The 21,739-nt window shown below is 56.5% G+C and carries 24 protein-coding genes, 1 tRNA gene and 1 pseudogene; 6 read left to right on the forward strand and 20 right to left on the reverse strand.

Going from position 1 to position 21,739, the window contains the following annotated elements; genetic code table 11:
- Positions 1-7 precede the first annotated feature (7 nt).
- Positions 8-562 (forward strand): alpha/beta hydrolase, encoded by a 555-nt coding sequence (locus SYC_RS04400; protein WP_011243150.1) that lies wholly within the window; start codon positions 8-10, stop codon positions 560-562.
- On the opposite strand, the gene SYC_RS13360 is transcribed toward SYC_RS04400, so the two are convergent.
- The gene (locus SYC_RS13360) at positions 559-903 is read right to left on the reverse strand and encodes a hypothetical protein (RefSeq protein ID WP_011377685.1); all 345 of its coding nucleotides are present in this window, start codon (positions 901-903) and stop codon (positions 559-561) included. The genes SYC_RS04400 and SYC_RS13360 overlap by 4 nt on opposite strands.
- A 134-nt stretch (positions 904-1,037) precedes the next feature.
- Here SYC_RS13360 and clpS point away from each other — a divergent pair.
- Together clpS and SYC_RS04415 are read left to right on the forward strand one after the other, a co-directional pair.
- Positions 1,038-1,326 (forward strand): annotated as a pseudogene (gene clpS / locus SYC_RS04410) (ATP-dependent Clp protease adapter ClpS).
- Complete coding sequence (locus SYC_RS04415; protein ID WP_011377683.1) at positions 1,310-2,143, forward strand: CPBP family intramembrane glutamic endopeptidase; 834 nt, start codon at positions 1,310-1,312, stop codon at positions 2,141-2,143. Before clpS ends, SYC_RS04415 begins: the two are co-directional and overlap by 17 nt.
- Here the strand turns inward: SYC_RS04415 and SYC_RS04420 are convergent.
- The 8 genes from SYC_RS04420 to SYC_RS04455 all read right to left on the reverse strand — a co-directional run bounded on the left by SYC_RS04420 (position 2,134) and on the right by SYC_RS04455 (position 10,248).
- Positions 2,134-2,472: an ArsR/SmtB family transcription factor gene (locus SYC_RS04420; RefSeq protein ID WP_011243153.1), complete on the reverse strand. Its 339-nt coding sequence runs from the start codon at positions 2,470-2,472 to the stop codon at positions 2,134-2,136. The genes SYC_RS04415 and SYC_RS04420 overlap by 10 nt on opposite strands.
- Positions 2,447-4,066 (reverse strand): DUF3352 domain-containing protein, encoded by a 1,620-nt coding sequence (locus SYC_RS04425; protein WP_011243154.1) that lies wholly within the window; start codon positions 4,064-4,066, stop codon positions 2,447-2,449. Before SYC_RS04425 ends, SYC_RS04420 begins: the two co-directional genes overlap by 26 nt.
- Positions 4,056-5,216 carry a 7,8-didemethyl-8-hydroxy-5-deazariboflavin synthase subunit CofH gene (gene cofH, locus SYC_RS04430; protein ID WP_011243155.1) on the reverse strand — a complete coding sequence of 387 codons (1,161 nt, stop codon included), beginning with the start codon at positions 5,214-5,216 and terminating at the stop codon, positions 4,056-4,058. Before cofH ends, SYC_RS04425 begins: the two co-directional genes overlap by 11 nt.
- 10 nt (positions 5,217-5,226) lie before the next feature.
- The gene (locus tag SYC_RS04435) at positions 5,227-5,427 is read right to left on the reverse strand and encodes a hypothetical protein (RefSeq protein WP_039755834.1); all 201 of its coding nucleotides are present in this window, start codon (positions 5,425-5,427) and stop codon (positions 5,227-5,229) included.
- Between the two features lie 218 nt (positions 5,428-5,645).
- Entirely contained in the window at positions 5,646-7,313 is a 1,668-nt protein-coding gene (groL, locus tag SYC_RS04440; protein ID WP_011243156.1) for a chaperonin GroEL, read from the reverse strand.
- A 106-nt stretch (positions 7,314-7,419) separates the two neighbouring features.
- Positions 7,420-8,169: a 3-oxoacyl-[acyl-carrier-protein] reductase gene (gene fabG, locus SYC_RS04445; protein ID WP_011243157.1), complete on the reverse strand. Its 750-nt coding sequence runs from the start codon at positions 8,167-8,169 to the stop codon at positions 7,420-7,422.
- 57 nt (positions 8,170-8,226) lie between these two features.
- Positions 8,227-9,252 (reverse strand): potassium channel family protein, encoded by a 1,026-nt coding sequence (locus SYC_RS04450; protein ID WP_011243158.1) that lies wholly within the window; start codon positions 9,250-9,252, stop codon positions 8,227-8,229.
- A gap of 36 nt (positions 9,253-9,288) precedes the next feature.
- The gene (locus SYC_RS04455; protein ID WP_011243159.1) at positions 9,289-10,248 is read right to left on the reverse strand and encodes a glycosyltransferase family 9 protein; all 960 of its coding nucleotides are present in this window, start codon (positions 10,246-10,248) and stop codon (positions 9,289-9,291) included.
- Between the two features lie 83 nt (positions 10,249-10,331).
- Between SYC_RS04455 and ispD the strand changes: the two genes are divergently transcribed.
- Positions 10,332-11,030 (forward strand): 2-C-methyl-D-erythritol 4-phosphate cytidylyltransferase, encoded by a 699-nt coding sequence (ispD, locus tag SYC_RS04460; RefSeq protein WP_011243160.1) that lies wholly within the window; start codon positions 10,332-10,334, stop codon positions 11,028-11,030.
- 14 nt (positions 11,031-11,044) lie between these two features.
- Here the strand turns inward: ispD and SYC_RS04465 are convergent, their stop codons facing one another.
- The 4 genes from SYC_RS04465 to SYC_RS04480 form a co-directional block, all read right to left on the reverse strand.
- On the reverse strand, positions 11,045-11,860 hold the full coding sequence (locus tag SYC_RS04465; RefSeq protein WP_011243161.1) for a sterol desaturase family protein: 816 nt from the start codon (positions 11,858-11,860) through the stop codon (positions 11,045-11,047).
- Positions 11,861-12,085: 225 nt separating this feature from the next.
- Positions 12,086-12,409 carry an RNA recognition motif domain-containing protein gene (locus tag SYC_RS04470; RefSeq protein WP_011243162.1) on the reverse strand — a complete coding sequence of 108 codons (324 nt, stop codon included), beginning with the start codon at positions 12,407-12,409 and terminating at the stop codon, positions 12,086-12,088.
- A gap of 272 nt (positions 12,410-12,681) precedes the next feature.
- A tRNA-Val gene (locus tag SYC_RS04475) sits at positions 12,682-12,753 on the reverse strand.
- Between the two features lie 38 nt (positions 12,754-12,791).
- Entirely contained in the window at positions 12,792-13,427 is a 636-nt protein-coding gene (locus SYC_RS04480) for a ribonuclease D (protein WP_011243163.1), read from the reverse strand.
- A 289-nt stretch (positions 13,428-13,716) separates the two neighbouring features.
- On the opposite strand from SYC_RS04480, the gene SYC_RS04485 reads away from it, so the two are divergent.
- A complete protein-coding gene (locus tag SYC_RS04485) occupies positions 13,717-14,112 on the forward strand; it encodes a PadR family transcriptional regulator (protein WP_336884509.1) in 396 nt (131 codons plus the stop codon).
- Here SYC_RS04485 and SYC_RS04490 read toward each other — a convergent pair.
- Complete coding sequence (locus tag SYC_RS04490; RefSeq protein ID WP_011377678.1) at positions 14,075-15,280, reverse strand: lipid-A-disaccharide synthase-related protein; 1,206 nt, start codon at positions 15,278-15,280, stop codon at positions 14,075-14,077. The genes SYC_RS04485 and SYC_RS04490 overlap by 38 nt on opposite strands.
- 95 nt (positions 15,281-15,375) lie before the next feature.
- On the opposite strand from SYC_RS04490, the gene SYC_RS04495 reads away from it, so the two are divergent.
- Complete coding sequence (locus SYC_RS04495; RefSeq protein ID WP_011243166.1) at positions 15,376-15,897, forward strand: cofactor assembly of complex C subunit B; 522 nt, start codon at positions 15,376-15,378, stop codon at positions 15,895-15,897.
- Here the strand turns inward: SYC_RS04495 and hemF are convergent.
- The 6 genes from hemF to SYC_RS04525 all read right to left on the reverse strand — a co-directional run bounded on the left by hemF (position 15,894) and on the right by SYC_RS04525 (position 21,669).
- Complete coding sequence (hemF, locus tag SYC_RS04500; protein ID WP_011243167.1) at positions 15,894-16,922, reverse strand: oxygen-dependent coproporphyrinogen oxidase; 1,029 nt, start codon at positions 16,920-16,922, stop codon at positions 15,894-15,896. The two genes, SYC_RS04495 and hemF, sit on opposite strands and share 4 nt — an antisense overlap.
- Positions 16,923-17,262: 340 nt before the next feature.
- Complete coding sequence (mutY, locus tag SYC_RS04505; protein WP_011243168.1) at positions 17,263-18,345, reverse strand: A/G-specific adenine glycosylase; 1,083 nt, start codon at positions 18,343-18,345, stop codon at positions 17,263-17,265.
- Positions 18,345-19,307, reverse strand: a complete 963-nt coding sequence (locus tag SYC_RS04510) for an RNA polymerase sigma factor, RpoD/SigA family (RefSeq protein WP_011377675.1) — start codon at positions 19,305-19,307, stop codon at positions 18,345-18,347. Before SYC_RS04510 ends, mutY begins: the two co-directional genes overlap by 1 nt.
- A gap of 233 nt (positions 19,308-19,540) precedes the next feature.
- The gene (locus SYC_RS04515) at positions 19,541-20,038 is read right to left on the reverse strand and encodes a COG2426 family protein (protein WP_011377674.1); all 498 of its coding nucleotides are present in this window, start codon (positions 20,036-20,038) and stop codon (positions 19,541-19,543) included.
- A gap of 18 nt (positions 20,039-20,056) precedes the next feature.
- Positions 20,057-21,073 carry an aspartate carbamoyltransferase catalytic subunit gene (locus SYC_RS04520; RefSeq protein WP_011243171.1) on the reverse strand — a complete coding sequence of 339 codons (1,017 nt, stop codon included), beginning with the start codon at positions 21,071-21,073 and terminating at the stop codon, positions 20,057-20,059.
- Positions 21,070-21,669, reverse strand: coding sequence for a DNA-3-methyladenine glycosylase (locus SYC_RS04525; RefSeq protein ID WP_011243172.1), 600 nt, complete (start codon positions 21,667-21,669; stop codon positions 21,070-21,072). The genes SYC_RS04520 and SYC_RS04525 overlap by 4 nt, the downstream gene beginning before the upstream one ends.
- Positions 21,670-21,739 lie beyond the last annotated feature (70 nt).

The raw sequence follows: 21,739 nt of genomic DNA on the forward strand, positions 1-21,739 counted from the left end.
AGACCCCATGAATCGATCACTGCGCTGGGCATTGGGCCTCTGGGTCAGCTTGGGATTCACACCTGTCCAAGCCTTAGAGACAGTCACCTTCTCAGCGGATGGACAAGTGCAGCAACTGGCGATTGCCGATCTCGCAGTTCTGGCGCAACAGGGGCAAGCCTCCAGCGATCTCTCACGGCTGCTTCAACAAGCCGGGCTGAACAGCCAAGCCGTACGACGCTTCTTAAATTCCCCTCTGCCCTTATCTGGCAGCCAATTATCGGCACTCCTCGACCTCGGTTTTGGCGATCGCCTCGTGCAGGAGCTGAGTCGGACCTTGGGTGCCCAAGCAGAACAACTGCAGAACCCCACCCGCATCAATAATCGCCTCGCCCAGCTCGCCAGCCAGCCTAGGATTTCGGTGCTGCAACTGCTGGAAGTGTTGCCGGCCCAAAGCCTCGCAATCGAAATCCCGCGGCTGCTCAAAGTGCTGCTGCCCTTGCAAACCCAGTTCCGCAGCCTCGGGTTAGACCTTGCCGATGTGGTGCCCTGCCTCAGCGATCGCAGTTGTAGCAGCCGCTAAGCCGCTGTCGCCAGCAACTGACGCAGCAGCGATCGCAAGTGCTGTCGTCCTTCTTGACTGGCCTGGGGCATTTCCGATAACTGGCTAAGCAGCGTGATGGCAGCCACATCTTCAGCCGCTTCAAACGAGTCTAGGGGCACGAGCAATTGCGAGTCCTCGCGACAGTCGAAAACTTGCCAAGACTCCGTTTCGATCACCGCCACCGCTAAGGGGCGCAGCCACAGGCGATCGCGATCGCTGACCACCTCAATCACCTCAGCCAGTAACCACAGCGGCGATCGCTGGCACTGAACGATTTGTCCAGCACAGAATGACGATCGCGATGGTTGCCCAAGGGACATTTGTTACACTGATACTGCTTTTCACAATCGAAACTAACTCGAAATCTGTGCTCCTGCGTTGAGAAAAGGGAAGACAGACCAAACGAGTTGAGTCATCGTCAATCGTTGTTTTTTGAAACCAGAGGAGATCTGCAATGGCCGTGGAGACCATTCAGAAACCAGAAACCACGACCAAACGCAAAATTGCGCCGCGCTATCGGGTTTTGCTCCACAACGATGACTTCAACCCGATGGAGTATGTGGTCATGGTGCTGATGCAAACAGTGCCGAGCCTGACCCAGCCCCAAGCCGTGGACATCATGATGGAGGCCCACACCAACGGCACCGGCTTGGTGATTACCTGCGACATTGAGCCAGCAGAGTTTTACTGCGAACAGCTAAAAAGTCACGGGCTTGAGCAGCAGCATTGAACCGGACGACTAAGCTGCTGACACGCCTGTTTACAGCCCTGCGCGATCGCCCCGTTTGGCAGCGGGTACCGGCTTTCTTGGTCATCCTCGCACTGCTGTGGCTGCCGTGGTTAGGGCTCGGTTCCCTTGCGATCGCGGACAGCAATAGCCGCTCGATCGTCACGCTGGTCGGACTGTACGTCATCTTCTTGTTACTCTTGCCCCGCTGGGGTGAGAGTCAAACCGCCTGGCGACAGCCCTTCCGCCACTATGGTTTGGCGTGGAATGGGCGCTGGCGGCGATCGTGGCTGCTAGGGCTCGGGCTGGGTATCAGTCTCGTTTTGCTGCTCTATGGCCTGCAGTGGAGCCTCGGTTGGCAACAGTGGCAGGGTTGGCCGCCCCAGTTTGGGCGGTTGTTCTTCGAAGGACTGCTGATGGCCACTGCCGTCGGCTTTGCCGAGGAGCTGTTATTTCGCGGTTGGCTCCTCCAGGAACTACAACGCGATTTTCCGCAGCAGGGCGGCTGGATGAGCGCACTCATCTTTGCAGCAGTTCATCGTTTTGGGTTACAAATTTTCGGTTTAAGCCTCTTGGGACTGGCACTGGTTGCTGCGCGTCAGTGCGATCGCCAGCGTCTAGGCTTGCCCATGGGGCTGCATTCCGGGCTGGTCGCCGCCTACTACTGGGTCAATGTCGGTCAGCTGGTGCAGCCACGAGCCGGCCTTTGGGCAGGCTGGACAGGGTGGGAAGGCAACCCGTTGCAGAGCATCCCGGGCATTGGTCTCCTGATGCTGCTCTGGCTAGGGCTAGTTGCTTGGCAGCGGCGCAATCGCCCCGTACCTCAGTCTTGACAGCAATCCGCGATCGCGGGCTGGGCTTGACTGAAGCGCTGTAGCCAAACTTGTAGCGCGGCAAAACGGCTAGGACAGAGTGAGTAGTAGGTCCAGCGGCCTTGGGGACGGGCTTGGATCAAACCCGCCTCTCGCAACTGACGGAGGTGAAAGGAGAGCTTGGGCTGCTTGACCTGGAGGCGATCGCAGAGGTCACAGACGCAGAGTTCCTGTTTGCTCAAGAGATTCAACACTTGCAGACGCAGCGGATCGGCCATTGCTTGCAGGGCGATCGCCGGATCGAGCGTTAGCGGACTCTGGCAGTTAGTTGTCGGGCTCGGCTGCGTCATCAGGCTTCACAGAATCGCTGGGGGGCAGGGTCAGCCACAACTCAAACGGGGTCACACCCGCCCGGGACTTTTGCCACTGCAAGTGCAATTGATCAAAGGGCTGGAGGCGATCCTGCAGGAGTTTGGGCAGGGGTAGCAGACCGAGCTGCCGCAGTTGGGTGAGCTTGAGAATCAGGCGATCGCTAGGGCCATCGCCGGTCAGTGCTGCCGTGGGAGTGGTCGCCAGAGAGGGACGATCGCTCGGGGGTGGCAAAGTCAGCGTTGTACCTGCTGCCACCGTCAGGAAACTGACATTGTTCCTAAGCCAGCCATGTCGGGCGATTGGGCGACCATCGGGCAACTGCCAGAGCGTAGAGCCCCTTGCAGGAACGACTTTGAGTTGACCTGTTTTCTTCAGGTGTTCATCCAGCTTCTGCCAACTCTGCTCCGCTTGGCGTCGGTTACTGGCCTGCACCAGCAGGATCAGCCCCGCCCGAGGTTGGGATTGATTGGCAGGATTGGGATTTTGAACGACACCGATCGCATAGCTACCCTGGCTCCAGCTCAGCCAATCCCGCTGGAGCTGGGTGCTGGTCAAAGCCTCAAAATCGCGATCGAATTGCTGACCACTGGGCAACTGCAGCGCGATCGGGCCGCCACTGATCGCCTGCCAGAATTGGGCGAGGTTGACCGATTCGAACCAGAGGACGGTTTCTGCGGGAACCTGCGATCGCAATTCCTGACGAGGACGGGGGGGCTGAGGGGACGTTGAGGCGGTCGTTTCCGACTCAGTTAGCGCCTTGCCCTGAATTTGAATGCCCTCCGACTGAGTGACAAAGTCAGCGCAAGCCGCCTCTGCCACTGGCGGTAGCCCCCAGGCATCACCCGCTTGGGTACTCGCCGACTGCAGCACAGGCCAGTCGAAATAGAGCCGCAGTTCTGTCGCAGGCGTACTGCCACACAGCCGCTGATAGTCCGCCGTTTGGGTGAGGCTTCCCTCTCCTAGATAGGCAGACAGCAGGCGACGCAGCGTGGCATCACTCTCGCTCAACACGAGGTAGCGGTTCCGCAACAGTAGCAGGGAATAACGATCGCCCAATCGCCCTACCAAGGACTGTCCCGATCGCTGTTCAATCCGCCATTGCTGTTGGCGCTCAAGAACTTGGAGGCGATCGAGCAACAGTTCTGGCTGTGTCAGTTCAAGCGCGATCGCCGCTTGCAGAGACTGGGTTCCTAGCCCAGGGATGGGCGTTTGCGAGGACGGGAGCCAGAGGAGCAGCCGCTCGCTAGCCTGATCGACCAAGGGTTCAAGAAAGTCTGCTGGTAGTTGTTTTAACCAGTCTGCTTCACTCGCAAGAGAGCGAAATAGGCGATCGCCCTGGTCAGCACTGAATAGGAGGCTGGCAGCGGTCTCTTGGGGCTGGAGATCCACCAAGGCACTGGTAGCAGAGTCATTGAGGTTCCAGGGGCGTTGCCACCACAGCAAGCTGACGGTAACCGCCAGCACAACCCCCGCGATCGCCCCAAGCACCAAGCGATCGCGCTGGGATCGGCGTCGCAAGATGCGCCAACGGCGACGCAGTTTAGCCCAATCTGGCCGTACTTTAACCGGCATGAACAGCCTCCACCGCCACGGGCCGGTAGAGCGTATCGCGCTGGTAAGGTTGGCGCCCCGCAGCTGCGATCGCCGCCTCTAGCTGTTCCACGGTTTGAGCCGTTCCGCCCTGGGCCCCTGCCATGCTGGTAATGTGCTCCTCCATCAACGTGCCGCCCAAGTCATTGCAGCCCCAGTCGAGGGCTTGGGTTGCTCCAGCCAACCCCAGCTTGACCCAACTCGGTTGGTGATTGGCAATCCAGTCGCCCAGATACAGCCTGGCCACAGCCATCACCAACAGTGCATCGGATAAATCAGGCTGATCGCGCTTGACCCGCTTGCGCAGCGGTGCCGGCGCCAGCTCCCCCACAAACGGCAGCAGAATGAACTCCGTGATCCGGGCTGGGGTTTCGCCAGCGATCGCAGCTTGTTGGAGTTGTCGCAGTTGTTCTAGATGCTGAGCCTGCTGACTGGGCGTTTCGAGATGACCACTGAGCAGCGTGCTAGTCGTCGGCAAACCAACTTGGTGCGCAGTCTGGATGATTGTTTTCCAGGTTGCACTATCTAATTTTTCGGGACAGAGAATCCGTCGCACCGAGTCATCCAACACTTCCGCTGCAGTGCCGGGCAAAGAGCCCACCCCCGCCGATCGCAAAGCCATCAACACCTCACGAAAACTCAGCCCATCCTCCCGAGCAATAAACTGAATTTCTTGCGGTGAAAAAGCATGGAGATGAATCTGCGGAAAGGCTTGTTTAAGGCTGGCCGTCAACTCGACATAAAAGTCGAGCGATCGCCCGTTGCGTTTTGCCGCTGGATTCAGGCCACCCTGCAGACAAAATTCCGTTGCACCAGCGGCAACGGCTGCCGCTCCTTTTTCAAGCAGAATTGAAGCATCTAGCCAGAAAGCACCGTCTTGATCCGCATCACGACGAAAGGCGCAGAAGTTACAGTGCTGCTCGCAAATATTGGTGAAATTGAGATTGCGATTGATCACATAGCTGACGCGATCGCCCACCTGTCGGGAACGGAGTTGGTTCGCCGCTGCCTGAATTTGCTGACGGAGCGAGCGATCGCGGGCTTTGAGTAAAACGGTAGCGGCTTCCGGTTCTAAAGGCTTGCCATCCAAAACAGACGCCAGGATGGCAGCGACGGTCGCCGAATCAATCACGGGACAACTCTCAAGCGTTCACAGAGCGACGGCGACTCCCTGCAAGCACAGGAGCCGTCGGGGGATTTAACTCAAAAATGGTCCAAGCAATATCGCTAGGGTTTGGACTGACCGACTCCGAAAAAGCAGCGGCTGCTTGAGGGGTATCGAACGGTCCATAGAGCTTGCTGCCTGGTTTGCCGTTCCAGCGGACTTGCAACACAAAGTTCACTGGTTTTGACCTCCTTCGCGCTAGCTTCAGTCTGACAGCCGTTTCCCAGCAAAGCTGTGTCGAATATCACGGTCACAGCCCTTTACGCCTTGTTTGGGATCAGCACCCCCAGAGTAGCCATTGTTCGCCAAAACGGGGGGCCGTGCAGAAAAGCTTCAAGATTCTTGGGCTGATTTTGGGGAGCGGAATTCACCCCCCAAAACTAAGGCGATCGCGGTCTACATCATGCCCATACCGCCCATTCCCGGCATACCCATGCCACCCATACCGCCCATGTCACCGCCAGCAGGCATTGCCGGCTCCGGCTCGGGCTGATCGACAACCAAGACTTCAGTCGTCAGAATCAGCGAGGCGACGGATGCCGCATCTTGCAGTGCCGATCGCACCACTTTGGCCGGATCGAGAATGCCGCTAGCCACGAGGTCTTCGTATTGGCCTGTCAGGGCGTTGTAGCCAAAGTTGAAGTCTTTGTCCCGCAGTTTTTCGACGACGACAGAACCTTCAGCACCGGCGTTGTCCGCGATCTGACGCAGGGGAGCTTCGAGGGCACGGGCCACGATTTCCACACCCAGTTTTTCGTCAGCCACGGTCAGCGACGCTTGCAGTGAGGTCAAGGCACTGGCGAGGTGCAGTAGCGTCGTCCCACCGCCGGGCACAACCCCTTCTTCGATCGCAGCACGGGTGGCATTGAGGGCATCTTCAATGCGCAGCTTGCGGTTTTTCAGCTCAGTCTCGGTCGGCGCGCCGACTTTGATCACAGCCACGCCGCCCGCCAATTTGGCGATGCGCTCTTGCAGTTTCTCGCGATCGTAGTCCGAGTCAGTTTCTTCCAGACTGCGGCGGATTTGAGCGATGCGAGCAGCCACATCAGCTTTGTTCTCATCGCCTGCCACGATGATCGTGGTGTCTTTGCTGATCGTGATCTTTTGGGCCTTGCCGAGGACGCTGCTGTTGGCATCGGCCAAGCTGAGGCCGACTTCTTCGGAAATGACCTGACCGCCAGTCAGCACGGCAATATCTTGCAGGATGGCTTTACGGCGATCGCCAAAGGCAGGCGCTTTGACTGCGACGGTGTTGAGGACACCACGGGCTTTGTTGACCACGAGGGTTGCCAAGGCTTCGCCTTCGATGTCTTCAGCAATGATCAGCAGCGGACGACCGGCACGGGCCACATCTTCCAGAACCGGCACCAGATCCTGAATCGAGGCAATTTTTTTGTCCGTCAGCAGGATGAGCGGATTGTCGTACTCCACGACCTGCCGATCTTGGTCGGTGACGAAGTAGGGCGAGAGGTAGCCGCGGTCGAACTGCATCCCTTCGACAACTTCTAGTTCCGTCGCCAGAGATTTTGATTCCTCAACCGTGATCACGCCGTCTTTGGTGACCTTAGCCACAGCATCGGCAATCATTTGGCCGACTTCATCGTCGTTGCCCGCCGACACCGCAGCGATCGAGCGGATGGCCGCCTCATCCGCCACGGGTTGCGCTTTAGCAGCGATCGCTTCCACCAAGGTTGCCACTGCTTTTTCAATGCCACGACGCAGCACGATCGGGTTGGCACCAGCGGCCACGTTGGTCAAGCCTTCCCGCACGATCGCCTGAGCCAGCACAGTTGCAGTCGTGGTACCGTCGCCTGCGATCTCTTTAGTCTTGGCGGCAACTTCCTGAACAAGGCGAGCCCCTGCATTCTCGTGGGGATCTTCCAGTTCAATTTCTTTGGCGATGCTGACGCCATCATTGATGATTTCAGGTGCCCCAAACTTTTTCTCGAGCAGGACGTTACGTCCGCGGGGGCCCAAAGTCACCTTGACAGCATTCGCGAGGGCGTTGACTCCCCGTTCAAGAGCTTGGCGGGAGTCTTCGTGAAACAGGATCAGCTTAGCCATAGAAAATTGTGGACAGCAGAGTGGTGGGGTGAAGGCGAGCGATCGCCCGCCCTTCACTGTCGCACGGTGTCTTGCAGAGCCGAAGTAGGGATTACCGAAGCAGAGCCTAGGCCATCACCAAGCCGCCATCGATATTGATCACCTGGCCCGTGATGTAGGCAGCTGCCGGATCCGCCGCCAAGAATCTCACCACACCCGCCACTTCTGCCGCTTCACCGTAGCGACCGAGAGGAATCACTTCGAGGAGTTTTTCGGCGGCGAGTTCACTGGTCATATCAGTGGCAATAAAGCCCGGCGCCACGGCATTAACTGTAATGCCACGGCTAGCGAGTTCTTTGGCCACGGTTTTGGTCAAGCCGATTACCCCAGCTTTGGCCGCACTGTAGTTGGCCTGGCCGGGGTTACCCATTTCACCAACCACCGAAGCAATGTTGATGATCCGGCCCGATCGCTGTTTGAGCATGATTTTGGCAGCCGCTCGACTGCAGAGGAAGACACCACCTAAGTTCAAGTCCAGCACCGATTGCCAGTCATCCCGTTTCATCCGCAGTAACAGTGTGTCGCGGGTAATCCCAGCATTGTTGACCAGCACATCTAGCCGTCCCCAACGCTCGATTACCGCCGCAAAGAGGGCTTCCACTTCTGACTCTTGGGAAACATCGGCTTTGACAGCAAAAGCTTCGCCACCGGCCGCCGCGATCGCTGCCACTACTTCGTCGGCAGCACCAGCAGAACTCGCGTAATTCACCGCAACCTTGGCCCCCGCCGCCGCCAATTCCAAGGCGATCGCCCGGCCAATCCCCCGAGAGGCTCCGGTCACCAGAGCAATGCGATCGGTTAGGGGCAAAGCAGTCATGGGAGTGCGCTCCAGAGGGCTAGGGCAGGGTTGATTTTACGATCTTGGCGGAACCTTCTAGGCCAACAGCTTCTCGAGGGCTTGCAATTGCGGACCAGTTCCAAGGCAGAGCAGCAAGTCTCCGAGTTCGAGATAGGTGTCACCGGTGGGACTGGCCAGCAAGGTACCATCCGCCCGCCGAATCGCCAGAATTAGGGCGCCCGATCGCCCCCGTAAATCCGCTTCTCGCAGGGTGCGCCCAATAAATCGCGATCGCGGTTGCTCCAACAAAAACTCATCAATGTAGACCGACCGCTCACTGGCGGAAGTCAGATCATCAATGAAGTCGATCACTTGCGGTCGCCGCGCTGCCGCCGCCATCCGCCGTCCACCGGTGATGTAGGGCGAGACCACCGCATCTGCCCCGCCTCGACGCAGCTTTTGAACCGCCTCAGCAGAACTGGCACGGGCGATCGTCCGCAGGTTAGGATTCAAGGTTTTGGCCGACAGGATCGCGTAAAGATTGTCAGCATCAGACGGCATAGCCGCTACCAAACAGCGCGCCCGCTCAATTCCTGCTTTGATCAACACCTCATCGAGTGTGGCATCGCCGACAAAAGCCTGAAGTCCTGCCGCGATCGCCGTATCAATTGCACTTTCATCGTTATCTAAAACGACAAAAGGCAATGCTTCTGCGTTGAACTCGCGGGCAATTTCTTGTCCAGTGCGACCAAAGCCGCAAATGATGTAGTGATTGTGCAAGCGATTGAGTAAGTGTCGTAGTCGGCGATCGCGCAGCCTCTCTTGGAAGTATCCCTCGGCCAAGGCTTCGGTGGCAGTCTTGATCACATAGCCAATCAAGATCAATCCTGCCAAGATCAGCAGGATCGTAAATAGCCGACCCTTGGGACTGAGGGGATTCACTTCCCCAAATCCCACCGTCGCTAGCGTCGTGATTGTCATGTACAGAGCATCTAGCCCTGTCCAGCCTTCAATCAGCTGGTAGCCCAAGGTGCCGACAACAATCAGCAGGACTAACGCCCAGACGCTATTGACCAGATTGCGACGGTGATCAAGACTTCGCCGCGATCGCTGTGGCTCCATGCTGCCTCGCTCAATCTGAGCGGTGGAGGAAGATCGCTAGCGACCGAAGAGGCGATCGATGATTTCCTGGGGTGGAACCGTCGCCACGTCAACACCCTCCGCCTTGATGCCGATGAACCGATCATCTGCTGGCAGCAGCTTCGCCGGTTCAAAGGGACCAAACAGGGCGATCGTCCTTGTCCCGCTCGCCACGGCTAAATGCATCGGTGCACTATCGGTACAGAGCATCAGATCAGCTCCAGCAATGATCGCAGCAAGTTTGCCGATGTCTGGCGGCTGCACCACTTGGAAGTCGAGATTGGATTTGCGCAGTTCCGCTACAAACTCCGCATCGTCGGGGCCTTGCACCACCACAAAAGGCAGGCTAGGACGCTGTTCGCGAATCGATCGCAACACGATCGCCCATTTCTCAACGGGATAGACCTTCTGCAAACCCTTGAGCTTGGCCAGCGTGCTCGAACCGCCGTGCAGGACGAGGTAACCCTGGCCTGCCAGCCCCAATCGTTGCTGTTCTGCCGTTGCCCAATCCAAATCTTGCCGAGCCAACGTCAGCTTAGGATTCGGGCAGGGAGTATTAATACCAAAGCCTTGCAAGAGATCGTGGTAGAGCGCTCCCGCATACTGTTCACGGTTGAGCGGCACCGCATCCGTGAGAAAAATTTTGCCGCGACCCGCATAGCCCACCCGTTTGGGAATGCCGGTCAACCAGAGGAAGAGACCCACCAGCGATCGCTGGCCAAGGGAGAGCACCGCTTCGTATTCCCGCTCGCGAATGGAGCCGAGCAAATTGCCCCAGTCGGCCAAGCTGTTGCGATCTTTGAAATCGAACGGAAAGACTTGGTCTACCTCGGCGCAGACCCGATAAGCACCCACGGCGCGAGGCTCAACGACGACATCAATCTGAGCCTGCGGATAGTACTTTTTGAGATCGGCGACCGTCGGGAAGAAGAGAATCTGGTCACCGATACCGCCCGGAACCAGGGCCAAAATGCGCATGGGAATCGGGGTAAGCTGAAGTCCGATCTATTCTATGGGACGCTTGCACCCGCCTCGCTAGGGCTTGCAACGGAACAATAACCTTGCATCTGCTGATTCCTGCCGCTGGTTCAGGTCGTCGCTTCGGTGCCGATCGCAATAAACTCCTGCTGCCACTCCTGGGTCAGCCGGTTCTGGCCTGGGCCCTACAAGCCGCCGATCAAGCTCAGTCGATCACTTGGATTGGCATCATTGGGCAGCCAGGCGATCGCGCGGATATGGAAGCGTTGGTTGATCAGCTCCAGCTTGCAACCCCTGTCAGCTGGATTCAGGGCGGCCGAGAACGCCAGGAATCGGTGTTTAATGGCCTGCGATCGCTGCCCAGTGGGGCTCAGCAAGTTTTAATCCATGACGGCGCCCGCTGTTTGGCAACGCCTACCCTCTTCGATCGCTGTAGCGCGGCACTCCAGACTTGTCCTGCTTTCGTGGCGGCCGTTCCAGTCAAAGACACGATCAAACAAGTTGCTGCTGATGGCACAATCGCCGCAACCCCCGATCGCTCAACTCTCTGGGCCGCCCAAACTCCCCAGGGCTTTACCGTTGAGTCGCTGCTGCGTTGCCATCGTCAGGGCCTAAAACAACAGCTTGCTGTGACCGATGACGCCGCGCTCCTCGAAGCGTTTGGTTTGCCCGTGCAGATTGTTGAAGGCGAAGAGACCAATCTCAAGGTGACCACACCGGCGGATCTAGCGATCGCAGAATTAATTCTCAAACAGCGACAGTTTACTGCTGCGATCGCCTAGGGGAGCAGCAACAATTAGCGTTCTTTACCTCGGACTGCCAAGGGTTTTGCAGCAGTGAGTAAAGCCAGACGAACCGAGCGTTGAGTCTGCGGCTGGGAGGCTGGAATTTGAGTGCCTAGGAGTCGATCCCAAAACGTGAAGTACAGACCGTAGTGAAAGCTGTAGCGTTGATGGTGAAGCAGATGATGCTGGGGTCCGATCAACCACTGAGCCAGCCACTGAGAAACCCCTGAATCGGGGAACAGTGAGAAGCCCAAATGGTTGAAAACAGACCAAAGGGTCATAGTCACCAAGGCAGCCAGCAAAATGCCAACGTGAACTGGGAAAACAAAAACAATGCCAATAATCAGCAGTGCCTGCATCACTGCTTCGGGTAGATCAAAGGCAAAGGAGGTCCAGGGTGTTGGGCATTGCGAACGATGATGACCCCGATGTACCCAGCGAAATAACCAAGGCTGATGAAAGAGTCGATGACAGAAATAAAAACTAGTATCTTGCAGAATCAGAACCAGAAAGAAGCTAAAGATTAAATAAAAAAATCCATATTGACTAACATCTGTGTAGAGCCGCGTATGGATCAGCACTGGAGTAGAAGTCAACCAAGAAGCTAATAGGGCAAAGACTAAAGCCGAGGCTATCGAAAGCCCAACATCTGAGCGAATTGACTTCTTCCAAGTCGGCCAATGCTTCACTCTCCTGCGAGTAGATCGCTCTGCCAAAAAGCCATAAAAGAGCCAGTAGAGTCCTCCAGCAATCAGTAGATAACGTCCTAAGATCAGGCCGAAGAAGATCAAGCTATCAGGACTCAAAGAGCGATCAAGCAGGTTCACGAAACCTCGAATTAAGTGAGAGTACCGCTCTCTGTATAACGACTTTTAGCGCAAAAGAGTATAAAGACAAGTCAATAATTACAGAGTCTACCAACAGACTTTAACAATTAAAAAAGCTTAGACAAAGATGTCTAAGCTTCGGATTAAAACTGGATCACTCATCTAGAGATTAAGTGATTCAATTTAAATTTCAGTGAATGTTTGCAATGGTTCTAAGCAGGCAGCTTAGTAGTTGCGGTAACCACCGCCACCGCCACCACCGCGACGGCCACCGCCACCGCCGAACGAGCCGCCACCACTGCGCTCCTCACGGGGCTTTGCTTTGTTGACGCGGAGGCCTCGGCCCATCCACTCAGCTCCGCCAAGTGCAGCAATCGCAGCATCTTCTTCTGCATCAGCGCTCATTTCGACAAAACCGAAACCACGCATCCGACCGGTTTCACGATCGATAGGCAGTTGAACTCGCTTGACCGCACCATACTCCGTAAATACGGCGGTCAAGTCAGCTTCTGTAACCTCGTAGGACAGGTTACCAACGTAAATAGACATGGAGTTGTCTCCGAAAGAGAGAGTTGAGAGCGAAATTTCGGAGAGAACTATGCCAACAAGGACTGAAAAGACTCGTCAGGACTAGAAACACTACAGCCGATATTTTCTCTAGCCCCCAGCCTAGCATTCCCAGCCTCTCTTCGTGTGAGATGACAATATGTGAAGGATTAAAAGTTTTCATGGTTCGGCAACAGGGCGCTTACCACTGTGTCCTACAACAATTTTGTCGTTTGGATTTGCCGTTTGGATTCAAGAGAAGTTGGACTTTGAAATGGGCACTACTGGATTCGAACCAGTGACTTACTGCTTGTAAGGCAGCCACTCTACCGCTGAGTTAAGCGCCCGCGATTCGCGATCGTATTAGAAGATACCATGGCACCGTCTAGTGCTCAAACACACTGCCAAACTGGGCCAGATCGAGGGCCGCGAAGGTGGGAAGACAGGCAAAGCAATCTTGGGCCAACTGCCAGCGACCTTCACGCTGCAGCATCGTCGTCAATTTTGCCTGAGCAGCCAAGAGATAGCGCACGTCATTGCAGGCGTAGCGCATCTGCTCATGGGAGAGCGCTGCAGCATTGCCCCAGTCAGAACTTTGGGCTGTCTTGTCCAGCTCGACACCCACCAACTCCTGGAGCAGGCTTTTTAAGCCGTGCTGTGAGCTATAGGTGCGTGCTAGTTTGCTGGCGATCTTGGTGCAAAAAATGGGCTGAACCGCAATCCCAAGGCCATGCTTGAGGGCGGTGATGTCGAAGCGGGCGAAGTGGAAGACCTTGGTAATTTGCGGATCCTCGCAGAGGGCTTGCAAATTCGGGGCGACGGTTTGCCCTTGGGCGATGCGCACGCAGGTTGTAATTCCCGCTGAATCGCAGAGTTGCACTAGGCAAAGGCGATCGCGGTGGAAATTCAGCCCCATTGCCTCGGTGTCGATGGCGATCGCAGGGGACTGCCGATATTGCGCTAGCAACTCATCTGTTAAGTCTTGTTCACACAGATGAAAGTCTGAGTCGATGCTAGACATGCGAGTGTTCGGCTCCTGTGTGGGCGATCGGCGGCTACAGAAAGGAGAAGCTGCTGCTTCTATCTAACGAGAAGAGTGGATTTTTTCTCAATCCCCGCAGAGAATAAAAAAGACAGACTCAATCAGGTAATCCCTGTCTGTAACCAGTTCAGATGCTGCGACGACACAGGCTGAGCTGCTGTCAACGGTGTGAGGGATCAACTTAGGGCTGCGTTGCACCGACTCATGCGTTGGCGAAATGTCGAGCGGGGTAGCGGCACCCCAGCCAAGTTCTTGCGTCCCTTCGCGCGTGAGTGTTCTCAGCATGGACTTTGAAGACATCTATCGTTTTTTCCAAGATCCGCCCCCGCACTATCTGAGTAAAGAGTTAGCAGTCTGCTATGTGTTGGCGGTGCTTCGGCACGAAGACTCCTACGGCACTGAGCTGATCCAGCACTTGGAAACGCATTGGCCCAACTATCGCCTCTCGGACACGGTGCTCTACACTGCACTCAAGTTCCTTGAGGATGAGCAGATCATTTCGGGCTATTGGAAAAAAGTAGAGGGCCGAGGGCGACCCCGCCGCATGTATCAATTGGCTCAAGCCAACGATGATCGCTCGCGGGATCTGGCCCAACTTTGGGAGAGATATCTGAGCTCGTCGGCCGCTACCGATCGTCAATTGATCCCTGTCGAAGCACGCTGAAAATCTGACCCGCGATCGCGGCGGAACCACCTGGGGAGCCCACTCGCGCTTGCCCATTCTGTCGACAGCGCTCGGGTTGGGTAGGATCCTGCAGAGTCTGGAGAATGACTTGAGCCGCTTGGGTCAGATCGGCAGGCTGAGCGGGAGTTTTGCCAATCGTCTGCACTGAATCTGTTCCGAGGAGCCGCTCTTGGGCTTCAGCAAAGCGATAAGTAAACTGCGGGCCAGCGCCAATCAGTTGGACCACAGGTTTACCTAGGCCAACGGCCTGCTCAACTGCGGTACCAGCCATGCCGATCACCAGCTGACTGGCTTGCAAAATTTCGGCAAAGGCATCGCTCCGACAGTGAACCTCCAAACGGCGATCGCCCACGGAAGTTAAGAGGCGATCGCGGCCATCAAACTGCCAACCGAGATCCATAGCAATCGCCTGGAGTTGAGTGGCATCGATTGCAGGCACGATCGCAGCTGCAAAGGCAAAGTCACCCCATTTGGCTAATTCCTGACAGAGTCGGAGCTGGAGCTTGAGATTGGCGATCGCTTCCGGGAGACGACTACCTGCCAGCAGGGCAATCAAGGGACATTGCGGATCCAGCACCAGCTCAGCCCCCTGTCCCTGCAAAGCATCCATGATCGGATAGCCACAGAAAATGGCTTTGGCAAAGCCTCGGCTCTGTAAATCCGCTGCCGTAAACGCATCACGACAGAAAATCTGCCGACAGCGAGGCGATCGCAACAGTCGCTGTGTCAGCCAAGGCAGCCGCAATCGTCCTTCGTAGTAGCTAGAAGTCGAGACTAGAAAAGCAACAAAGGGACGGCCCGTCAGACTGGCCAGCGCGATCGGCACCACATCCCCAACGGCCACAACCAGTTTGAACTGCTGGCGCAATCGCCAAATGGCTGCAATTTGCCGCAGACTGAGCAGCACGAGTCCCTGGGCGAGATCCCGCACCAATACCCACGGATTCATGTAGAGCAAACCACCCGAAGGCATTGACTCAGTGGGGCCAATGATCGGAACGCCCAGCTTGCGATAGGCATGACCCGCACCGACGATTGGTTGCGCCGCGATCGCCAACTGGGGATTAACCGTTTGAATCGCCTTCACGATCAAGCTGGCGTTGAGATCTTCACCGTGGCCATTGCTGAGGAAAAGCAGATCAGGCATGGTTGTGCGCCTCATCCGCTCGCTGTGGTCGCCCAGCGCGATCGCCTAGATCAGTAGAGTAGAGAGCAGTGCTGCCGTTGTGTTTTTGAACCGCTATGTCCGATCGTGTCACGCTCGCCTCGGTCTTTTTCATCACGCTACTGCCCGTGATTGGGCTCGTCTTCTTTATTCGAGGCTCCTTCAAAGATCGGACGACGACACAGCTATTTGAAAGTGACCTCGATCGTCCCACCTTGATTGCGCGTCTCCAGGACTATTTCCGCAGTCGAGCCTACCGCGTGATCGAAAATGATCCGACAGAGCAGCGGGTCGTTTTTGAAGGGATTGTTGCACCCAGCCTATTTTTGGCAGTGTTCGTGGCAACCTTGGCTGCCACTGGGCTGGGTTGTTTGGGCTTGGTGGTGGCGATTGCGACTGGAAGCAGCCCCCAACTAGCCTTGATCCCAGCGACCCTAGCACCGATCGCCGGTCGCCTGTACTGGCAAAAAGCCAAACGGCCGGAACGGGTCACACTGGCTTTTACTGCAGCGGACCGCTCAGACTTAACTGTGACGGCCCACCGCGATGAGTTGATCACCCTGACCCAATCGTTGCCCCTACGCGCCTTGGAATCCTAGGCGGTCGGCCAGTTGACCCAGTCTTGGGGCTTGAGGAAGACATCGTAGAGCTCTTGCTCGCGACTGCCGGCCTCCGGTTGATACATGTATTCCCAGCGCACCAGCGGCGGCAAGGACATCAGGATCGACTCGGTGCGGCCGTTAGTTTGCAGCCCGAAAATCGTGCCGCGATCGTAAACAAGGTTGAATTCGACGTAGCGGCCTCGACGGTAGAGCTGGAATTGGCGCTCGCGATCGCCCCAAGGGGTATCTTTGCGACGTTCCACGATCGGACTGTAGGCTGGCAGGAAGGTACGACCGCAATCTTGGGCAAAAGCAAACAGTTTTTCCCAGTTGAGATCGGAAACAATGCCGACTTCAGCCGCTTTTTGACCCGCAGGGCCGGAAGGAGCGGGCCCCTTGTTGTAGAGGTCGCCACGCCCGTCTTGGTAGTCGAAGAAGATGCCGCCAATGCCGCGCGTTTCACCGCGATGCTTGAGGAAGAAGTACTCATCACACCACAGTTTGAAGACGTCGTAGAACTGCGGGTAGTGGCGATCGCAAGCAGCCTTAAAGCTGCTGTGGAAGTGCTTGGCGTCTTCCGCAAAGGGATAGTAGGGCGTTAGGTCAGCGCCGCCGCCAAACCACCAGACAGGCCCTGCCTCGAAGTAGCGATAGTTGAGGTGCACCGTTGGGATGTAGGGATTGCGCGGGTGCAGCACCATCGAGGTGCCCGTCGCAAAGTAGCCATGGCCGGCAGCTTCGGGATACTGCGCCAGGATCGAAGGCGGCAGTTTTTCGCCCCAGACTTCCGAGAAGTTAACGCCGCCCTGCTCGAAGACATTACCTTCACGGATGACGCGCGATCGCCCGCCACCCCCTTCAGGACGCTCCCAGCTGTCCTCTCGAAATTGGCCACCGCCATCGAGCGCTTCTAGACCTGCGCAAATCTCGTCTTGCAGGGTCTGCATGAACTGCTTGACCCGCTCGCGCGAGTCACTTGGAGGCACCGGAACGGTCGTAAGGTTCGGAGTGGCGACGGTCATAGACGTGGCACGAATTTCGATCAGCAATGAGCTCGCTGGTTGTGGCTAGCACGGGGCAGGCTCCGCCTCTCATCATCCCAGCTTGAGCCGGATGCAGGCGCGGCAGCATTAACAAACTGTTGCAGAAGCCAAAAACCATTGAGCGATCAGCTATACAGCCTAATTTGGGTTAAGCGATCGCAATGAATGATGATCAAAGCAACAAAACTAAGCCCGCCATTCAATTGCACGATCACTTGCCCAAACGATACTCAAAAGTTTTTAAGAGTGAGCTAAAAAGCTCAGTCGCCAACTATCAAAATCAGGACAGTAGCTTGAGGCCAAAACGGCTAAGAATTGATTACTGAACCTTGGACTTAAGGATTGCAGTAATGATTTGCTGATTCGCTTTTGGGAATGCGAATTCACTTAATTCAGTCGGCTCAACCCAGCGAACTTCCGCACATTCGATCGCCTGCGGTTCACCCTCTAAATGCTGACAGTAGTGAACGTGCAAGGTCACTCGGAAATGCGTATAAGTGTGATCAACGGAAATTAAATGATCACCAACTGCGATCGCGATGCCCAGTTCTTCTTGAATCTCACGACGAATGCAGTCTTCGATGCTTTCACCCGCTTCAATCTTGCCGCCTGGAAATTCCCAGAGCCCGCCGAGCAATCCTTCCGGTTTACGTTGATCAATCAAAATCTGACCGCGATCGTTCCAAATCACCGCGACCCCAATTTGTTTGTGCGGGATTGGAGAGCTAGCTTCGCGCAAGGGCAGTTGTTCAGTCATTTGGGTATTGTAGGCAGCGCAGGCAAACGACCACGGGCAGCGATCGCAGACAGGTTTACGGGGCGTACAAATTGTCGCGCCCAAGTCCATGATCGCCTGATTAAAGTCGCGGGGCTGATCAGGATCGATCAGCGCTTCTGACCATTGCCAGAGTTGAGCGATCGCTCGGGCCGGTGGCAACGGTAACGCCCCCAAACGAGCCAGAACTCGTTTGACATTGCCATCGAGAATCGCTTGCGGTTGGTTGAAAGCCGCACTGAGAATGCCACCCGCTGTCGTGCGGCCAATGCCGGGCAGGGCTTCGACTGCAGTTGCAGACTCGGGAAAGCGCCCTTGATGCTCCGTCACAATCTGTTGGGCGGCGCGGTGCAAATTGCGGGCACGGCTGTAGTAGCCCAAGCCTTCCCAAGCTTTGAGAACGGCGTTGAGATCGGCAATCGCCAACACCTCTACGGTTGGAAACCGCTCCAGCCAACGCTGGTAGTAAGGAATGACCGTCTGGACTTGGGTTTGCTGCAGCATTACCTCCGAAATCCAGATAGCGTAAGGGTCGCGAGTCTGCCGCCAGGGCAAATCACGACCCTGCTGCCCGTACCAGGCCAGCAGCGATCGCCGCAGTTCAGGAATGGCTGCCGCCGGAAACACTAGCTAGCCAAGTATTCCTGCACTTGCGATCGAGCTTGGCGCAGGGTATGCAACGCTTCACGCTCCAACTGACGCACACGCTCGCGACTGATTTGCAGGCGATCGCCAATTGAGGCGAGGGTCATCACCTGGCCATCCTCAAGTCCGTAGCGCAGGGCAATCACTTGTCGCTGTTGCTCAGTCAATTGATCCAAGAGGCGATCGATATCCCGACGCATTGAAGCTTGGAGGGTAAACTCTTCCGGCGTCGTGCAGTCGGTTTCTAGCAAGTCACCCAACTCGGTGTCTTGGTTATCACCGACGCGCAAATCCAAGGACAAGGGATGCCGGGCTTTTTCGAGGTAATCACGCACCTGTGCTGGAGTCAGGTCCAGTGCCGCAGCAAGTTCCGGCAAGGTCGCCGTGCGACCTAGCTGCTGTGACAGCTGACGCTGCATTTTCTTGATCTTGTTGAGCTTTTCGGTGATGTGAATCGGCAGCCGAATCGTACGTGCTTTTTCCGCGATCGCCCGTGTAATTGCTTGGCGAATCCACCAATAGGCGTAGGTACTAAAGCGATAGCCTTTGGTCGGATCAAATTTCTCGACGCCGCGCTGCATGCCGATCGTCCCTTCTTGGATCAAATCCAAGAGGTCCATATTGCGTTTCAGATATTTTTTGGCGACGGAAACGACAAGGCGCAGATTCGCCTCGATCATTTTGCGCTTGGCCTGCTCGCCCAGATGCTGTTGCTGACGCAACTCCTCGATCGACAGCCCTGCTGCTGCAGCCCACTCCAGATCACTAGGATCGCGATCGCCCTCTTCTGATTGCAGTGTCTGTCGGAGTTCCTGCAGCTTCATCCATTGCTGTACCCGCTTCCCAAGTACAACCTCTTCTTCATGGGTCAGCAGGGGCACCCGACCAATTTCACGGAGGTAGGTGCGGACTAAGTCGGAGGTAGGGGTTTCAGTTTTGGCCACGGGAAACCTCGGCAACACGGTGGACGACGAGCCTTGGCCAGTCAGAAGCGGTTCTGGCTGGTGAAGTTGTCTTAATTTTTGTTAACTTTCTTTCAGCTTACGTCATAAAGCTGAGGACGCCTAGCGATCGCCCTATGAAAATTCGTGCTTGGAGAGCGATCGTGGCCCTGGAATTTTTCAGTTTCTGAGAACAATCGCCTGTGCTTAGCCGAGATCGAGACAGCAGACCGCAACTACAGTGAGATCTCCTTCAGTACCAAGCCCTGAAATCCGGCCAGAACTCCGCCTGCAATCAGCGCCACCAAGATGCCAGCGGTCAGCACCCCGAAGCCAATGGAGGGCAGGGCATAGCGTCGGCGAATCCCCAAAATGACCGCCAAGGCTGCACCAGCCCAGGCACCTGTTCCTGGCAACGGAATCGCGACAAAAATTCCCAGCCCGATCGCACCGTAACGCTGCACCGTGGCTTCACCCTTGAGCCGCACCCGCCGCTCCAAGGCTTCCCAAAACCGCTCAAAGGGCGGCCAGCCTTCACACCACTGAATGATCCGAGGCAGCAACAGCAGCACGATCGGAATAACTAAGCTGTTGCCAATCAGAGCAAAGATCAGCGAGGTGCCAAGGTTGAGGTTGAGCGCTAAACCCAATGGAATAGCACCCCGGAGTTCGATCAGCGGCGTTGCCCCCATCAGCATCACCAGCAATTCCGACCAGGGGCGCTCTAACATCATCACTCGGTTTCCTTCGGTCTAGGCCGGAATTGCAGCGGGTACCGCTGCCCCAATCAGGTACAGCAAAGCCATGCGGACAGCAACTCCATTGGTGACTTGCGGCTGAATCAGACTGATCGACTCGTCTTCCATCAGGTCAGAGCTGAGTTCCACGCCTCGGTTGACCGGCCCGGGATGGAGGAGTTTCACGCTTGGCTGGCAGACCCGCAGGCGATCGCGCGTTAGGCCAAACTCCCGATGATATTCCCGCAAACTCGGCAGGAGCGACTGACTCATCCGCTCCTGTTGCAGGCGCAGAGTCATCACAAAATCAGCGTTTTCCAATGCGGACTCTAGTTGCCAGTGAATCTGGAGCTGGCGCGGCAATCCACTGCCAGGAATTGGGGTATTAGCAAACTGGGCAAACTCTGGAGGCAATAACGTCGGTGGAGCGGCTAAATGCACCTCAGCCCCGGCCGCCGTCAGGCTCCAAATGTTCGATCGTGCCACCCGCGAGTGAAGGATATCGCCGACGATCGCAATTTTCTTGCCCGCGATCGCACCCAGACTCGGTTGCTCCGGCTGAATCACACTGCAGATTGTGAACAAATCCAACAGCGCTTGCGAGGGATGCTCGTGCTGACCGTCACCGGCATTGAGTACCCGCACCTCGGTGCCGAGCCGTTCCATTTCCCGCGCGATCGCCTGGGGAACGCCGGCCTGAGCATGGCGCACCACCATAATGTCACTGCCCATCGCCAGATAGGTGCGGGCCGTATCGAGAATAGTCTCGCCCTTGCTGAGCGATGAACTGCTGGCCGCAAAGTTAATCGTGTCTGCCGATAGCCGTTTTGCCGCCAGTTCAAAGCTGCTGCGTGTCCGCGTCGATGGCTCAAAAAACAGCGTCGTTACCACCTGTCCCTGCAAGGTCGGCACTTTTTTATTACGCCGCTGCAGAACCTCAGCAAAGCCCGCCGCTGTACGCAACACCATTTCATATTCGACAGGGCTAAAGTCTGCTAACGACAGAATGTGTCGACGTTGCCAATCGCTCACACGCTCACTCCCATTTGTTCTGCTTCTGCCCGGCGATCGCGGCGCGAAACCGCTGGGCTTTCGGCCAAATACCAACGCCACGGCAAATCGACTCCTCGGGTCAGGCCAATCCGCGTCGTCTGAATCAGCGTTCCCAACGGGTAATCGGCAGCTTCTAGATCGAGAGGACTGGTTGGCCCCAGCCAGGATCCGTCCAGTTGGCGATCGATTGCTAAGAATCGGCACAGCCGTCCTGGCCCAGCCCCTGCGATCGCCTCCGTATCAGGAAATTCCAGCGCCCGAATCAAAACAGCACTCGCCAAGTCTGCTGCTTCCGTCGCCAGATTGATGCAGTGATAGCGACCGTAGATTTGATAGACGTAGACCTGTCCGGGCGGACCAAACATCGAGCGATTTCGTGCCGTCTGACGACGGTACCCATGGCAGGCTGGATCGCCGGCTTCGTAGGCTTCGGTTTCGACAATCCGCCCACGAATGACCCGACCATCCGCAAAACGGCGCACGAGCCAGCAGCCCAACAGGGCGATCGCGGCCTCCGTAGCAGGTTGGCTCAACAAGGGGTGCCAAGGTGATTCCAACAACGCCGCTGTGGTCACAACGCCCGCCAATCATTAAGAAAGCCGACAGGAGCCTCGCCAAGACCTGAGTGGCACGGCAAGCTGAGGG

Origin of the sequence: Synechococcus elongatus PCC 6301 (assembly GCF_000010065.1) — a bacterium.
Lineage (GTDB): Bacteria > Cyanobacteriota > Cyanobacteriia > Synechococcales > Synechococcaceae > Synechococcus > Synechococcus elongatus.

Coding starts and splice junctions, on each gene's coding strand:
- SYC_RS04400 (WP_011243150.1), top strand. CDS start 8: ATGAATCGATCACTGCGCTGGGCATTGGGCCTCTGGGTCAGCTTGGGA.
- SYC_RS13360 (WP_011377685.1), bottom strand. CDS start 903: ATGTCCCTTGGGCAACCATCGCGATCGTCATTCTGTGCTGGACAAATC.
- SYC_RS04420 (WP_011243153.1), bottom strand. CDS start 2,472: ATGACGCAGCCGAGCCCGACAACTAACTGCCAGAGTCCGCTAACGCTC.
- SYC_RS04425 (WP_011243154.1), bottom strand. CDS start 4,066: ATGCCGGTTAAAGTACGGCCAGATTGGGCTAAACTGCGTCGCCGTTGG.
- groL (WP_011243156.1), bottom strand. CDS start 7,313: ATGGCTAAGCTGATCCTGTTTCACGAAGACTCCCGCCAAGCTCTTGAA.
- fabG (WP_011243157.1), bottom strand. CDS start 8,169: ATGACTGCTTTGCCCCTAACCGATCGCATTGCTCTGGTGACCGGAGCC.
- SYC_RS04450 (WP_011243158.1), bottom strand. CDS start 9,252: ATGGAGCCACAGCGATCGCGGCGAAGTCTTGATCACCGTCGCAATCTG.
- SYC_RS04455 (WP_011243159.1), bottom strand. CDS start 10,248: ATGCGCATTTTGGCCCTGGTTCCGGGCGGTATCGGTGACCAGATTCTC.
- SYC_RS04470 (WP_011243162.1), bottom strand. CDS start 12,409: ATGTCTATTTACGTTGGTAACCTGTCCTACGAGGTTACAGAAGCTGAC.
- SYC_RS04480 (WP_011243163.1), bottom strand. CDS start 13,427: ATGTCTAGCATCGACTCAGACTTTCATCTGTGTGAACAAGACTTAACA.
- SYC_RS04490 (WP_011377678.1), bottom strand. CDS start 15,280: ATGCCTGATCTGCTTTTCCTCAGCAATGGCCACGGTGAAGATCTCAAC.
- SYC_RS04495 (WP_011243166.1), top strand. CDS start 15,376: ATGTCCGATCGTGTCACGCTCGCCTCGGTCTTTTTCATCACGCTACTG.
- hemF (WP_011243167.1), bottom strand. CDS start 16,922: ATGACCGTCGCCACTCCGAACCTTACGACCGTTCCGGTGCCTCCAAGT.
- SYC_RS04515 (WP_011377674.1), bottom strand. CDS start 20,038: ATGATGTTAGAGCGCCCCTGGTCGGAATTGCTGGTGATGCTGATGGGG.